The sequence below is a fragment of the Desulfitobacterium metallireducens DSM 15288 genome (assembly GCF_000231405.2).
In the GTDB taxonomy this organism is placed as follows: Bacteria; Bacillota; Desulfitobacteriia; order Desulfitobacteriales; family Desulfitobacteriaceae; genus Desulfitobacterium_A; species Desulfitobacterium_A metallireducens.
In genome coordinates this window covers 1,391,170-1,405,951 of the sequence record NZ_CP007032.1, presented here as the reverse complement: position 1 = coordinate 1,405,951, position 14,782 = coordinate 1,391,170, and the positions used below count along the sequence as shown (strand labels likewise).

Here is a 14,782-nt window from a genome sequence, read left to right as displayed (position 1 = left end):
CTATTCTACAGCCCATCCTTGACCCACAACTTCACTTGCGTCCTGGATGATCAAAAAGGCGTGCGGATCAACTTCTCGAATAACACGCTTAAGATGACCAATTTCAGGCATACTCACAACACAAATAATCACATTTTTTTCTTCAGCTGAAAAACTTCCACGACCCTGCAAGAAGGTTGCCCCTCTGCCAACCTCATGGTGAATACGGCTGACCAGCATATCTGAATTATTTGAAATTATCGTTACTGATTTTGCCGGAATTCCACCTTGTATGGCATCTACCGTACGGCTGAAGGTAAACATTGATACTAAAGAATATAAAGCAATTTTAGGCCCGAGAAAGGCCCAGGATATCAAGAGGATAAACGCATTGAAGAAGAGCATCGTGGTGCCCATGGCCCAGCCAAATCGACGCTGTATAACTTTTGCGATGATATCAGTTCCACCCAAACTTCCGCCCAAGCGAAAGACAATGCCAGAACCTATACCACCTAAAACTCCACCGTAAAGAGCGCCTAAAAAAATATCCTCAAAGGGTAAGGGGCGAATTCCTTTTAACAAGTCAAGTGCTATAGAATAAATAACTAAGCCGATAAGCGTTTTTATCACAAATTGACGGCTTACTTCTCTCCAACCTAAGAAAAAAAGAGGAATATTCATGAGAAACGTCATTAAGCCGATTGGAAGACCTAGGGTATAGAATAAAATTAGAGCAATACCTCCAATTCCACCTCCCCCCAAGCCAGCATGGACAATAAACCCTTGAACGCTATAGGCCGCAAGGGTTGCCCCCAAAACAATCCCTAGAAGAGGCCCAACCTTTTTTAGGTTATGCCATAATTGCATGTTATTTTTTCCCCCTATTCCTAGAGAATATGCTTAAGGTTCCTGTCATTTCATATAACACGGAGTTCCTTTTAGCTATCATTTTTATTATAGTATAGACGCGAATGGAAATACTTTCAACATTGGTAATAAGTGATTGGGAACGTAAAAGTACCCAATTCCCTTCTAAGCACAGAGGGAATCAGGTACTTTTAAGGAATCCCTTAACGAAATTATTTACAACGTTTTGACCTATGGAAACGATAGACACCAAATATGATCAGCTAGAGTTCAAGATAAGGCAACGCATGTTAGAGTAAAGGCGAAAGGAGGCTCGCATTCGCTTCTTTCATTTTTAACCAAATACTGCGTTGCTTAAATTCTTCATAATGGATCAATTGACTATCATGTAGATCCTTCTGAAAGTCAGAATTTAATCGCTTTGCAATTTCTGAACTATAAATGAGGGCGCTAAGCTCAAAATCAATCTGAAAACTTCGAATATCAAAGTTTGCAGATCCAACGATGCTCACCTTTCGGTCAACGATAAGAACTTTGCTATGTATAATTCCCTTTTGATAACGATAAATCTGGACCCCTGCTTTTAATAATTCTTCAAAATATGTTGCTGAAGCCAGGTAAGAAAGCTGATGATCGGGTTTTCCTTGAACCAACAAAATTACATTCAATCCACTAAGTGCAGCCGATTTCAGAGCCATTATCATACTCTCATCTGGAATGAAATAGGGTGTTGTTATAAGAATTTCTTTTTGCGCAGTCATTAGAATTGTAAAAAAGAGCTCTTTCATGGGTTCTTGCTGAGAGTCTGGACCGCCAGCAAGAATTTGTGTTAAAAATCCTCCTTTGATTTGAGGTTTGGGATAAAAGCGACGATCATAGAGTTCCTGCTGGGTTAAGAAATACCAATCATTTAAGAAGGTTGCTTGCATCGTTTGTACGCATTCTCCTTCAAGGCGTAAATGGGTATCTCGCCAAAAGCCAATTTTGGGATCCCGGGACAAATATTCATCTCCAATGTTTAGACCGCCGAGGTAACCGATCTTTCCGTCAATCACAACGCATTTGCGATGATTTCGATAATTAATTGTCCTGAGAAGTTGGGGGAATTTCAGCGGGAAGAATAAACTAACCTGAACACCCTTACTTCGCATTTCTTCAATAAAGGAAGTGGATAAACTATAACTGCCTAGTGCATCAATAATAACACGCACTTCAACTCCCGACTGGGCTTTATCCATCAGTATTTTTTTAAGCTGAGTACCAATATCATCATCACGAAATATATAATATTCAAGATGGATATGTTCCTGAGCATTTGCTAAGTCCTTGAATAGGGCCCCAAACTTCTCCTTTCCGTTCGTCAAAACGCGGATATCGTTGGCTCGAGTTAGAGGCGCTTTCCCACTTTGTAGAACCAAACGAGCTAAGCGTTTATTTGCTTCTGCGTACTCTTGGAAGTAAATACTCTGATCCGGGAACAACGAAGTTTGTTTTTGAGAAATTTCCTTCAAAAGACTTCGTGGAAGATGCTTTCGCTTAAACAGTTTTTGCTGTTGTTCAGAATAACCAAAGATGAAATAGAGAACTCCACCAATAAACGGCCAAAGGGCAAAGATAGCCAACCAGGACACCATTTTCTTCTGATTGCGATGCTCCAATAAGATAATCACCTGTGCGCATAAGTTCCCAAGAGCTGGCAGAAGCACAAGGATCAAAACCCAAATCAATAGTCTCAACACCTCCACTACAAGACATTAAATCATAGTGCTAGTATAAACAAAAAGCGATAGCTTCATTACGAGCTATCGCTTAACTGATCTTCTATTGGAACATGCTTATTTTTTAATAGAGTTCAGTTTCTTCTCTCTTCCCCACGTAAAATATCCAATCACCATCGCAATTATAATCAAAAAACCTGGATGTATCGGTGTTAAGAACATCAATAAGAGTGCCACAATGGCTATAATCCATGCAACCTGTGAATTTTGAGGGAATGCTTTTTTACCAAGGTCATAGGCCGATTGAGCGATCAAAATCACAACGACTGGTTTAACTGCCGTTAGTGCAGCACTCAAGGCAGGCGTATCTGAATACCGAATGAGCAAATCTCCTAAGAAAATCGTAATCAGTAAGGTGGGAAGAACCGTTCCGGTAAGAGTTGCTAAAACCCCTACCCAGCCAGCAACACGATATCCAATATAACTCGCCATTTTCGTCGCGATCGGTCCTGGAAGCGAGTTTCCAACAGCTAGAGCATCAGCAAATTCTTCCTCTGTCATCCACTGATAACGACCTACGACTTCTTTTTGAATTAAAGGAATAACTGCAGGACCGCCTCCAAATCCCAGGTTTGAAGCTCGAGTAAAGGCGATCATAAGATTCCAGACGTCTTTCGACATGTTTAGAGTACCTCCTAAAATACCACAATCCCAAAAAGCATCGATAGGACGATAATAATCCCAGGATGAAGTTTCAATTTAAAAAGTGCAAATACTGTAAAAAGGGCAATTAAAAGACTATAAATGTTGAGCGAGACATTCGACCCCATATCAAAGGCAGTTTTAGCGACGAGCACCGCTACTACTGGACGTACCCCTTTGAGCATTCCTTTAAGAACAGGCGAATTCATATGTTTCATTAAGAAACCCGTTAATAAAATAACTGCAATGGTGGTCAAACCGATCGTTCCAAGTAAAGCTGCCAGTACACCTAGCCAGCCTGAAACATGATATCCAACATAACCAGCTAGAAGTGTTGCAATTGGACCGGGTAAAGATGTAGCAATAGCTAGCCCATCCGAAAATTGAGCAGGTGTCATCCATTGATAGTGGTTTAATACTTCTGCTTGTACTAGCGGAATAATTGCTGGTCCACCACCAAAAGCGAGGTTACTTGCTCTAAAAAAAGCAATGAATAAATCCCATAGTTGTGACAAGTTCCTCAACTCCCGTCTATACTAGTTTGTTATGTACTATGAAACAAGGTTTTACATAGTGAATATTATAGCAGAGAGTTGTAATGTTGAGAATACGCGGAACAAAATTTCTCGAGAAGATAGCGGAAAAGCGACCAGGTAATTTTCCTAGTCGCCTCTGATTTTAGTTCAATATTGATCGCAATTTAAGATTGCGTATTATACATACCGTGAGCTTGCATGTAATTGTATAAGTCTTCCCCATGTTGTTGTTCATCTTTTTGAATATGGTTTAAGGCCTGACGAATATTGGTATCACGACATTCAAATATCGCAGTATCATACGTCCCCGATATGTACTTTTCCGTGGTTAGCATATCATTAGCCAAGGAGGCATCATTTTGATTATAACCTGTGCTTCCAGCTTGGGATTGCATGGTATTCATTTTTTGCTGTGCTTGCATGGCTTGATTTTGTTGTCCTTGATTCATATTAGGAATCTGTCCGCTCAAGATTTGAGAGATTGTGTTATAATGTTGCTGTTCATGAGAAGAATGAGTTTGAAACAACTGTTTAAGCTCGGAACATTGCGTTTCATTTGCATATTTGTTGTATTTCTGAACACATAATTGTTCATGATGCTGTTGATCCTGAAGCAACATTCTTTCCTTTTGACTGAGTTGTACTGGCATGAAAGCACCTCCTTATTATAATATTTATAGTTTTGTGTTAAGGCAGAAAATTTATACGTCAATAAGTCACGTTGAAACATTTTAGACTGTAATACGTAGTTATAGGTAAGGAGGCGAACAGAATGAAAAGACTTTATCGGTCACGGCAAAATAAAATGATAGGTGGGGTATGTGCTGGTTTAGGAGAATATCTTGATTTAGATCCTACATTGATTCGCTTAGTGATGATTATCGCAGTTTTTGGAGCAGGAGCTGGTGTATTGGCTTATCTTGTAGCGTGGGTGCTTATTCCCAATGAACCTTATTAAGTTTGTAAGAAACGTTGTTTTCGTCTAAGATAATATAAAGTAAAAGTCTCGCTTTACATCGAAGCGAGACTTTATTTTCACTATTTTCGTTATCAAAGTTCTTTAAATTTCACGCGGAAATCATTAACAACTTCTTCAAACTCGAGAATTTTCTCATTTTGACACATCCGTCCATAGTTTGCATGTTTAGCATTGGCGTCGACGACGGTGTTCCAGAAATACTGAACCATTCCCTGCGCATCACGTTGCTTAAGGCGAAGTCTTAAGCCTCGTGTCGCTTTTTTAAACCGTTCAGACGTGGCTGGAGAATTAAGAATAGGGGCAAACATACGCGCCTCTAAAAAATCTAAAATCTCATCTTCTTTAGTCATCGCACCCTCCCACTTTCTGGTGAACGTTTTACTAAAGCGTATGAGACAAGATTTCTGAATATGAATAAAAATATAAGAGTTAGGATGTGATTTGAATGCGTCTGTGGCACGAAGCCTTGCTTCCCTATCTCCCCCGTCAGCAACTCTTAGGCCAGCATCGTGAATGTTGTGCCCTTAGAGGAAAGGGTTGGGGAAAAAAACATGCGACCGTTGATTATGTATTTAAACATTCCTACCTAAAACTCTATCATTATCACATGGAAGTAATAAAAGAGATGGAAAAGAGGGGGTATCAAGTAGAGCCCCTCTGGCTTCAACCAAAATACCGTGGGAAAAATTGTTCTCATCTCGAAACGGATATCTTGAGTAAGGAACGAATAGGCAAGGTTGAAAAGGAGTCGAACGCTTGTGTTTATCCAGAGCATGATCCTGAATATCTTCAAGAATGCCTAGAGAACTTAGCATGTAAAGGGATCAATCTCTCAAATAAAACAATAGTTAAAACGCAACTATGATTCCCTCTTTGCCGGCATACGTTGCAATTGTGGAACCCATCTTATTGATCAAGATATCTTTAGGATGGTACCATTTATCGATTAACACCTTCGATTTGTAGTGGTAACTTGAGCTACTCACTGTTGAAGTAAGAACATTTTATAATAAAGTCCTTTCAAACCTAAAAGCTCGTTATGATTTCCTCTTTCAACGATTTGCCCACGATGAAGGACGAGGATTAAATCCGCGTCTTGTATCGTCGAAAGTCGATGCGCGATCGCCACAGTGGTACGCCCCAGACGCATTTTGTTTAAAGCCGTTTGAATTCCTAATTCTGTCTCAGTATCAACATTGGCTGTTGCTTCATCAAGAATTAATATTTTGGGGTTGCCTGCCATGGTCCGGGCGAAGCAAAGAAGCTGGCGTTGTCCACTGGAGAAGGTCGCTCCCCGTTCACCGACAGGTTCATCATAGCCTAGAGGAAGCCTTCCAATAAATTCATCAGCCTGGACAAAATGCGCCGCTGCACGCACATCTTCTGGCGTAATTTCCGGGCGCTCGAGACGAATGTTCTGAGCCACATCTCCAGCGAAAAGGAACGGATCTTGGGCAACAAGGCCGATTTTTAAACGAATTTCTTCCTCCGAATAGTCCATCAGAGGAATACCATCAATCCGTATTTCTCCTTGGTTGAGAGGATAAAAACGCATGAGAAGATTGGAGATTGTACTCTTCCCGCTCCCAGTATGCCCGACAAGAGCTACCGTCTGTCCTGGTTCAACAGTAAAAGTGATGTTTTTAAGAACTTCTGTCACTCCGTCATAAGAAAAGCTAACGTTATGGAATTCAATTTTCCCTTCTTCAATTTTAGGTCTACATTCTGAGGTCTTAGGCGACTTTTCATACTGAGCAATATCCGGTTTCTGCCCTGGCGCAAGATGAACATCATCCATCAACCCAAAAACCCGCTCAGCTGCAACTATCGCCTGTTGCAACTGGGAAAGGCGCATCATCATCATATTAACCGGCTCAAAAAAACGGTCCAAGTAATTGATGAAGGCATAGATGATCCCGATTTCAACCGGACCAGTTAGAGACTGAAGTCCAAAGTAGCTCAGGACGATAATAAAGGCCAATGTATAGAGGACGTCAACCGCGGGTCGCATTAAGACAGAATCAAGTTTTATATTTAGGAGCGCAGACTGATAGTAACTCTCATTGATTTTACTAAACTCATGACGAAAGCGTTTTTCCTGATTCATCGCTTGAACGATGTTCATCCCTTGTAAGGTTTCGTTGAGTTTAGCATTAAGCTGGCTAAGTTGTTTTCGAAGTACACGATAGACTCGCGAACTAAAAATTCGATAGATTTGCATCAAGAGTAAAATCAAGGGGAGGAAAATCAAACAGAGAGTGGCCAAGCGGACATCGAGGACAAACATTGCAATGAAAATACCACACAGGAAAACAATATTTTGTACATAAGTCGAGAGCACACCCAGATAGAGCTCTTTAATCGCTTCAGTGTCATTGGTGATACGAGAAACCAGCGCACCTCCTGGGGTAAAGTCAAAAAAACGAAGGCCCAAGAACTGAACTTTGCTGAATACTTCAACGCGTAGGGTCTGAATGATTTTCAGCGCAATTTGGTTAAAAGCAACAAGTTGTCGGTAATGAAGCACTGCTGAGAGAAGAACCAGTCCCAGGTAGCCCCCTCCTAACATAATGAGGGCAGTGATGTCAAAGATACGAGGAGCTAAAAAATCATCTATAAAAATTCTGATGAGAACAGGACCAGCCACATCGGCTGCCGTTGCACACAAGAGGATACTAAAGGCGTAGATTAAGGGTTTAATATGGGGTCTCAAGTAACGAAGTAAACGCATAAGAACGGAGCGTTGATTCACAAGAGAACGAACATCATGATCTTTTTGAGGTTCAGATAAGGTATCAATCGCCATTTGATATCTCTCCTTCCTCGATCTGACTTTCAAGTTGCTGAGCACGATAAGTCTGAGCATACCACCCATTATATTGAAGAAGGTCGCTGTGAGTTCCCTGCTCCAATATTTTCCCCTCTTGTAAAATAAGGATCATATCGGCATGTTCAATCGCACTTAAACGATGAGCTGAAATAAGAGTGGTTTTACCCAGACGATTCTTACGTAAAGATTCAAGTATCGTTTTTTCTGTTCGAGCATCAACCGCAGACAAAGAATCGTCGAGAATCAAGATTTCAGGATCAAGTAAAAGAGCACGAGCGATCGATACTCTTTGCTTCTGACCGCCCGATAGCGTTACCCCGCGATCGCCCACAAGCGTTGCATATCCTTCCTTGAACCGTTCAATATCTTCATGGATACAAGCGAGCAATGCTGCTTCCTTGATCTCTTCCAAGCTAGAGCCAGGTCTCCCAAAGCCTATATTTTCTGCAAGAGTTGTCGAAAAGAGAAAATGCTCTTGCGGGACATAACCTAATGTAGAACGCAGAGATAAAAGCGGAATTTCCGCAATCCGTTTTTCTCCGATTTGAATCGTACCGTTAATGCCATCGAACTCACGCATGAGTAAGCGGAAAAGTGTCGTTTTCCCGCCCCCTGTTTTCCCCGCAATACCCAGAGTCTTCCCTTTTGGAAGAGTGAAATGGATATCTTGAAGTGCGGGTTGTTTTTGCTCTGAATAATGGAACGATCGAATCGAGACGATTAGATTTCCACTGGAAATTAGATTACTTGTGGCAACCTGATCATCTAAGCGTTCAATGTCTTTAACTGCGGGTTCAATTTTGAGCAAAATGCTAACTCGATCATAGGAGGCCCTTCCTCTTTCAACGATATTAAAAAGCCAGCCAAACGCAAGCATTGGCCAAATAAACTGGCCAAGGTATAACGTGAACTGAGTAAGTTGTCCAAGGGTAAGTCGATCCTGAATGACATCTTTGGATCCAAAAGCTATGGCAAGAAAATAGGAAAAACCCACAATGAGCATAATGGTAGGATCAAATAAAGAATCGACTTTAGCAACAGCCATATTTTTAACAACCACCTCTGAGGATAGGTCGCGGAAAGCGCGAATTTCTGCTTTTTGCTGTCCGAATGCTTTAACGACGCGAGCACCAGAGATATTTTCTTGAACTTTATCATTTAAACTGCTAAAAGCCTCTTGAGCTTTGTAGAAACGCTCATGAAGAATTGTTCCGTAATGACTAGTAGCACAAGCCATTATAGGCATCAGTGAAAGAGTAATCACAGTGAGTTTCCAACTTAAAAAATAGGACATCGAAAAAATGACCGACCCTCCAGTCACCAGTGAATCCACTAACGTTAGGACACCCTGACCTGCTGTCATCTCAATGGCTTGAATGTCATTCGTGGCATGAGCCATTAAATCTCCCGTGCGGTGTTTGTGATAGAAGCCTGGTGACATACGAGTAAAATGCTCAAAAAGCCGATTACGGAGTAAACGGCTCAAACGAATGGCAGCCCCGAAGATCATCAATCGCCACACATAACGCAGGACATAGACAAGCACCCCACTGATGAATAGCGAAACCATCCAGGGCCAAAGCAACTCCAGAGTAAGCGTTTGGGAACTGATTTCATCAACGATTTTACCCACCACATACGGCGGATAAAGGTTGATGATAGCAACTAGGATCAGAATAGATATCCCTATTAGGTAACTCTTCTTTTCTTGTTTAAAAAACCAAAGTAAATCTAAAAACAAACGCATAAAAAATCCTTTCATCCGTTCGAAGCATTCTTTAAGGTTCAACGTGCTTTTTAGGGTTTAAACTGAATTTGCAAATCTACGATTTCAGGATGATTACCAATGCGAATAGGAGGTCCCCACGTCCCATACCCATCCGAGACAATCAAATGGAAAGGACCTTTTTCTAAAAGTCCCCAATCTTTTTCAAAAATTCGCCCAGTTATCCATTCAGCAGGCCAAATTTGACCCCGGTGCGTATGTCCGGACAGTTGAAGATCAACTCCCGCTTGTTCTGGTTCCTCTAAATGGGAGGGCTGATGATCTAAGACAATAACAGGAAGTTGACGATTGCTATCTTGAAGTAGTGTTATTAAATCAGCTCGTTTTTGACCGCTAAAACGTGATCCATTAAGATCATCTCGGCCGACTAATTTAAAACTACCCGCGATTTCGACCGTTTCGTCACGGAGCACTTTAATTCCGGCTTCTTCGAGATAATGAATCGCCTCTTCAGGATGATTGCTTATGTATTCATGGTTCCCAAGAACAGCATAGATTCCATAAGGGGCTCTTAAAGACTGTAAAGGAATGGCCATCTTCTGCTCGACAAAGACTTCAACATTTTCATCAAAGGTATCCCCAACAAAAACGATCATATCGGGTTCAAGAGCCTTAACCCGCGTAATGAGACCGTTTAACAATTTATTCTGATTCATGGTACCAAGATGAATATCGGAAACCATTACAACATGAAGAGTTTTCAAATTAGAGGCACTTTTATCCATCTGAAGATCATAGTGCTGTATTCTTGGATTTTGCGCGTTCCAAGTTCCATATACCAATATTCCGCTAACACTGACAATGAATAGTATACTAAAGGCCATCTGAAAAATGGGTTGCCTTACAATTTTAGCCGGAATAACTTGGACGAATTGGTTCACTCTTTTTATGACTTCAAAAAGAAAAAGAAACAAAACAGCATAGAACATCGTTGCTAGCCAATAGGCACCAAGGTAAGCTATAAAACGATTGATATTGGCGGAAAGATAGTCTTGAATAAAACGACCGATAATATAGGAAAATACAATAAGAATATAAATGGACCAGTACAAAGGACGGTACTTGATGGCATGAGGGAAATATCTAAAAAGCCCTTGCCAAGCTCGAATCCCGATCCAATAGTTTATTCCCCCATAAAGAAGGATAATAATTAAAATAGCGATAACAATCAATAAGACCCTTCCTCTTTATGTATTACTTTTCACGTAAATTGAACTCTAGCCTCTAGTTTCATACTATCATATTTAAGATAAATAACCTATATTGGGTATAAATTCTAACTGATAAGGTATGATAAATTGTTTATGAACTTATTCGATCAAACGATAAGCTTTATGCTTTTAGATTAAGAATAGGCCTTGAGGTTCTACTCAAGGCCTTGAGAGTTACTATACTGAAATAGAGAATTGATGATTAGATAAAGTCACCTAGAAACTAAGTACGTTCCTTGGAATCGGATTTACCAATTGTATCGTTATACGCGGTATCAAAGGGAGGAATTTTATCATAATGTATTATCGTTTTTTTCCTTTGGACATCAATAATCTTATCTTTTCCTTTTGGTTTTGACACAAGAAATCCCCCTTTCCTATTCATATTAGATTTCCCTTCGTCTTAATTTTCATACTCCCTTTGACTAAATACGTACAGCTTGTTATCTTTAAATTAGAAATCTATGAATTGGAGGAGTTTATTATGCCTTTACCCCCTTTTTTGAAAGCACTAGAACAAAATGATCCAGAATTTGCTCAAGCTATAGAAAAGATTATGGGACTATCTATGGGGAATGGAGCACTCGATCCGAAAACCAAAACGCTGATTGCTTTAGCTCTTGATGCTGCTCATGGAGCAGACCAAGGCGTTTCCTCTCTAGCTCAACAAGCACGTGCAATTGGGGCATCTGATCAAGAAATTGCCGAGGCTCTGCGTATAGCCTATTTTGCCACAGGAAATTCTATTCTGATCTCCTCTTTTGTCGCTTTTTCGAAAGAAGATTAATCAATGCAAACTTTCAACATAGTGCTCCTCATATGGAATCTAGTTACATGTTTACTTATGGGCACGGATAAGAATCGTGCTAAGAAAGGCCTCTGGCGAATTTCTGAAGCGAGACTTCTAGGTGTGGCTTTGCTCGGAGGAGCCTTAGGAGTCTTTCTTGGAATGAACATTTTTCATCATAAAACAAAGCATTCAAAATTTAGAATTGGTGTCCCCCTTCTCCTTTTTATCAATGGAATAATGTTTTATGGACTCTGGACAGTCTTTCATTAGCATTTATGATTGAAATCGGGTAGGAGGCTGACCATTATTTGGTCAGCCGACCTCCCACAGCACCGTACGTACCGTTCGGTATACGGCGCTTCCAAAGTTTACGCGTTACTTCGCAGAATAACTAAAACTGAGATATCCAATCCGTTCGAAACGCTTATTGGATAAGGCTTTTGTCAAAATCGGGCTATGGGCAGTACGCCAATAGCCTTTTCTTGTGTTTGCCCACATCCACGCTTGTTCCTCTTGTATACCTACTTTCTTGAGGTTTTCAAATCGCGTTCGGGTTCTCTTCCATCGCTTCCAGGTAACCATCCGTATGCGACTTCTTAGCCACTCATCCAGTGTCTTAAGTAGATTTCTAGCGTCGGCCAGTTTAAAGTAGTTCGTCCAGCCTCGCACTATCTGGTTGAGTTTTGTTCTCCGTTCTTCGATTCCCATCCCGTTGCTCCGTCCAGTCACTTCTCGGATTTTATCTTTGAGTTTCTGGATGCTTTTAGGATGGATTCTCAGTCGCCCAAATCCTCTGTAGATGTAAAAGCTATATCCCAAATACTTTACATAGTTTACGTGCGAGATCTTAGTTTTCTCCCTGTTTACCTTGAGAAATAACTTCCCTTCGATGAACGGAAGTATATGGTCAAGCGCACGCTTTGCTGCTTTCTTGCTTTTGCAAAAAATCATCATATCGTCTGCATAACGCACAAATCTATGCCCTCGCTTTTCCAACTCGTGGTCACATTCATTGAGCATAATGTTTCCAAGTAAGGGACTAAGGGGTCCGCCTTGCGGTACGCCCTCGGGGCTTTCCTCAAACAAACCATCCACCATAACTCCTGCTCTTAGGAATTTGTGGATGAGTGAGATGACTCGCCCGTCTTTTATTGTCTCAGACAGAATTTGAATCAGTTTGCTCTGGTTGACCGTATCAAAGTATTTCTCTAAGTCCATGTCTACTACATATTTGTATCCTTCTGTAATATGACCCTGGCATTTCAACAGTGCATCATGAGCACTGCGGTTCGGTCGGAATCCAAAACTGTTGTTTGAGAACTGCTCTTCAAAGATGGGGCTCAGGACTTGAGTAATCGCTTGTTGGATTAACCGGTCTACGACTGTTGGTATTCCCAGTTTTCTAGTCTTTCCGTTCTCTTTGGGTATCTCTACCCTCCGTACGGGTTTTGGACGGTATTTACCGTCCCAGAGGGATTGCAAAAGTTCATTCTTGTGCTCTTTCAGGAAGGGTAGAAGTTCATCCACCTGCATACCATCGATTCCACCTGCGCCTTTATTTCTCTTCACCTGTTTGTAAGCTCGGTTTAGGTTTTCGACGCTAAGAATTTGCTTAAGCAAGCCTTCTGTCTGCTTGTTCGTGTTGGTGTTGTCGGTTTCAGTCATCTTAGGTGGCGCGCACACTTCCGCATACTCTCTCTGTTCCGCAGATACCCTTTGCAGATAGTCTTCGAATCGAAGTTGTCTGTGTTTTGAATTACCACTTTCAGTAACTTTCATTGACCCACACCTCCTTTGGTTCAACCCTTCCGTCGGTGTCTAGACCACCTCTGTACTATGGCTTCAGCTGACTCCTCACGATAAATCTTGTTTCAACCAGGTTTCTTACTCTGTTTCCACCTGTCCGTGAGGCCTCCCACGGTAAGACGATTCACTTTCGTTCCATGTACCCGCAGCATTTACGCTAACGTATCCGTGTAGCTTTTGGGCTTCAGCTTGAATGGCAGCCTTACCCCACGTTTTGCGCCTGATACTGTTCGTGTTCCTCGGGTCGGAGCTTTGCCGCCGGCTTCCTTCAGATTCCACCTCACGATGGACACCCTTGCCTTAAGCTAATGGTTGGTCGCTACATACCCCCATAACGGACTTTCACCGTCTAGTTAATCGCCATGCGTGGCGCACCATAAGAAATCCCTGGAAGTTTAATTCTCCCAAGGATTTTTTATATTATCCAGAAATATCTCAAGCCTTCTTAAAGCTTCCCAGATTATAGATCCGTTTTAGCCGACGAGCAGCCCAACGCATCTCAGTTGCGACGACTGCGACTTCCATCATCGCACGTAAATAGAAAACACCGCTCACTTCACTCTGCCAAACTGCCATGGCTTGATCAAATCGATCCCAGTACTCAATATTATCACCCTTATTAATCATGTTAGTATGTGGTCTATATAGATTTTCAGAAATCTGGCGAGTTAAAACCTCCAACTGATCATCACCAATGTGAAGAACATTAAGAAGCTCTTGAAAGGCAGGAGCAATTTCTTGAAATTCAAGCGGGGAATCAGGAGAAAGTCGACGTTTGACGCGTTGATACGTCATTTCTTCAATATTTTGTCCACGTTCCACAAAACCCTGACAAATCTCAATAAGCTTTTCAACAAGATGAGCATTTTCTCCAGGTAAGAATTCATCTCGGGCATGCTCATGCATTTCAAGGATTTCTTCTATTCGGGCTTCGAGACCCTCAACATTAGTTTTTTCATATTCTTTCATATACGTTCCTTGAACAAAAGCCCTCATACTTTGAATAAAGTATGCTGAGGAATCAAGGAATATGGATTGAAGCTTTTCTAAGAGTGACTTTTTATACCGTGGCGGTGCCAATACACGATTCGTGATTAATGCAACACCAAGCCCAATAAAGATGCTAATGGAACGGGTTCCTGCATGCATTAAGAATTGTTCAGGGGGAGCATCGAGAATAAAAATGATCGAAACAATACCTGGGGTTATCGTTCCTCCCCACCCCAGACGATTAGCGACCATAATAATAAGAATGACAGCTATCCCAACCCCAAAGGGATTATTCCAGTAAAAGATACCCAAAAAGGTTGCAAGAATAACACCCAGAAGATGGACCCGAATTTGAGCCCAAGCATCCGTTAAGGCTCTATTGACCGAAGGTAGCATATTCACAACTACTGTGATTGCCGCAAAAGTAGCAGGGACAATTTGTAAAGCTTGACAGATTAGCAGTGCAATAGTAACTCCTATCCCTGTTTTCAAAACTCTCGCACCAATTGGAATCGGCATGCGAAATCTCCTTTATCATTAAAGTTTCTTCATTATAATCGTTCTCACTTTAAAATTGTTCTCTATTTT

16 protein-coding genes are annotated in these 14,782 nt (G+C 41.3%); 4 read left to right on the top strand and 12 right to left on the bottom strand.

Annotated features, from left to right (window positions below; all coding sequences use genetic code 11):
* From DESME_RS06790 to DESME_RS06770, 5 genes are all read right to left on the bottom strand, one after another.
* Window positions 1-846 (bottom strand): YitT family protein, encoded by an 846-nt coding sequence (locus tag DESME_RS06790; protein WP_006715463.1) that lies wholly within the window; start codon window positions 844-846, stop codon window positions 1-3.
* A 290-nt stretch (window positions 847-1,136) separates the two neighbouring features.
* The gene (cls, locus tag DESME_RS06785) at window positions 1,137-2,573 is read right to left on the bottom strand and encodes a cardiolipin synthase (RefSeq protein ID WP_006715464.1); all 1,437 of its coding nucleotides are present in this window, start codon (window positions 2,571-2,573) and stop codon (window positions 1,137-1,139) included.
* Window positions 2,574-2,681: 108 nt separating this feature from the next.
* A complete protein-coding gene (locus DESME_RS06780) occupies window positions 2,682-3,245 on the bottom strand; it encodes a chromate transporter (RefSeq protein WP_006715465.1) in 564 nt (187 codons plus the stop codon).
* 14 nt (window positions 3,246-3,259) lie between these two features.
* On the bottom strand, window positions 3,260-3,781 hold the full coding sequence (locus DESME_RS06775) for a chromate transporter (protein WP_006715466.1): 522 nt from the start codon (window positions 3,779-3,781) through the stop codon (window positions 3,260-3,262).
* Window positions 3,782-3,966: 185 nt separating this feature from the next.
* Window positions 3,967-4,452: a spore coat protein gene (locus DESME_RS06770; protein ID WP_006715467.1), complete on the bottom strand. Its 486-nt coding sequence runs from the start codon at window positions 4,450-4,452 to the stop codon at window positions 3,967-3,969.
* Between the two features lie 122 nt (window positions 4,453-4,574).
* Between DESME_RS06770 and DESME_RS06765 the strand changes: the two genes are divergently transcribed.
* Window positions 4,575-4,760 (top strand): PspC domain-containing protein, encoded by a 186-nt coding sequence (locus tag DESME_RS06765; RefSeq protein WP_006715468.1) that lies wholly within the window; start codon window positions 4,575-4,577, stop codon window positions 4,758-4,760.
* Window positions 4,761-4,852: 92 nt separating this feature from the next.
* Here DESME_RS06765 and DESME_RS06760 read toward each other — a convergent pair whose 3' ends face one another.
* A complete protein-coding gene (locus tag DESME_RS06760; RefSeq protein WP_006715469.1) occupies window positions 4,853-5,131 on the bottom strand; it encodes a hypothetical protein in 279 nt (92 codons plus the stop codon).
* 95 nt (window positions 5,132-5,226) lie between these two features.
* Here DESME_RS06760 and DESME_RS06755 point away from each other — a divergent pair, with 95 nt between their 5' ends.
* Window positions 5,227-5,646: a TIGR02328 family protein gene (locus DESME_RS06755; RefSeq protein WP_006715470.1), complete on the top strand. Its 420-nt coding sequence runs from the start codon at window positions 5,227-5,229 to the stop codon at window positions 5,644-5,646.
* A gap of 117 nt (window positions 5,647-5,763) precedes the next feature.
* Here DESME_RS06755 and DESME_RS06750 read toward each other — a convergent pair whose 3' ends face one another.
* From DESME_RS06750 to DESME_RS16055, 4 genes are all read right to left on the bottom strand, one after another.
* Window positions 5,764-7,512, bottom strand: a complete 1,749-nt coding sequence (locus tag DESME_RS06750) for an ABC transporter ATP-binding protein (RefSeq protein ID WP_041484135.1) — start codon at window positions 7,510-7,512, stop codon at window positions 5,764-5,766.
* Window positions 7,513-7,576: 64 nt separating this feature from the next.
* Window positions 7,577-9,358: an ABC transporter transmembrane domain-containing protein gene (locus DESME_RS06745; protein ID WP_006715472.1), complete on the bottom strand. Its 1,782-nt coding sequence runs from the start codon at window positions 9,356-9,358 to the stop codon at window positions 7,577-7,579.
* Window positions 9,359-9,408: 50 nt separating this feature from the next.
* Window positions 9,409-10,569, bottom strand: a complete 1,161-nt coding sequence (locus DESME_RS06740) for a metallophosphoesterase (RefSeq protein WP_006715473.1) — start codon at window positions 10,567-10,569, stop codon at window positions 9,409-9,411.
* A gap of 262 nt (window positions 10,570-10,831) precedes the next feature.
* Complete coding sequence (locus DESME_RS16055) at window positions 10,832-10,969, bottom strand: hypothetical protein (RefSeq protein ID WP_006715474.1); 138 nt, start codon at window positions 10,967-10,969, stop codon at window positions 10,832-10,834.
* Between the two features lie 123 nt (window positions 10,970-11,092).
* Between DESME_RS16055 and DESME_RS06735 the strand changes: the two genes are divergently transcribed.
* Window positions 11,093-11,395: a carboxymuconolactone decarboxylase family protein gene (locus DESME_RS06735; RefSeq protein WP_006715475.1), complete on the top strand. Its 303-nt coding sequence runs from the start codon at window positions 11,093-11,095 to the stop codon at window positions 11,393-11,395.
* Window positions 11,396-11,398: 3 nt separating this feature from the next.
* On the top strand, window positions 11,399-11,668 hold the full coding sequence (locus DESME_RS06730; protein WP_025248707.1) for a DUF1294 domain-containing protein: 270 nt from the start codon (window positions 11,399-11,401) through the stop codon (window positions 11,666-11,668).
* 105 nt (window positions 11,669-11,773) lie between these two features.
* Here the strand turns inward: DESME_RS06730 and ltrA are convergent, their stop codons facing one another.
* Both ltrA and DESME_RS06720 read right to left on the bottom strand, forming a co-directional pair.
* Window positions 11,774-13,177, bottom strand: coding sequence for a group II intron reverse transcriptase/maturase (ltrA, locus tag DESME_RS06725; protein ID WP_006715476.1), 1,404 nt, complete (start codon window positions 13,175-13,177; stop codon window positions 11,774-11,776).
* Between the two features lie 462 nt (window positions 13,178-13,639).
* On the bottom strand, window positions 13,640-14,713 hold the full coding sequence (locus DESME_RS06720; RefSeq protein WP_006715477.1) for an FUSC family protein: 1,074 nt from the start codon (window positions 14,711-14,713) through the stop codon (window positions 13,640-13,642).
* Between the last annotated feature and the right edge of the window lie 69 nt (window positions 14,714-14,782).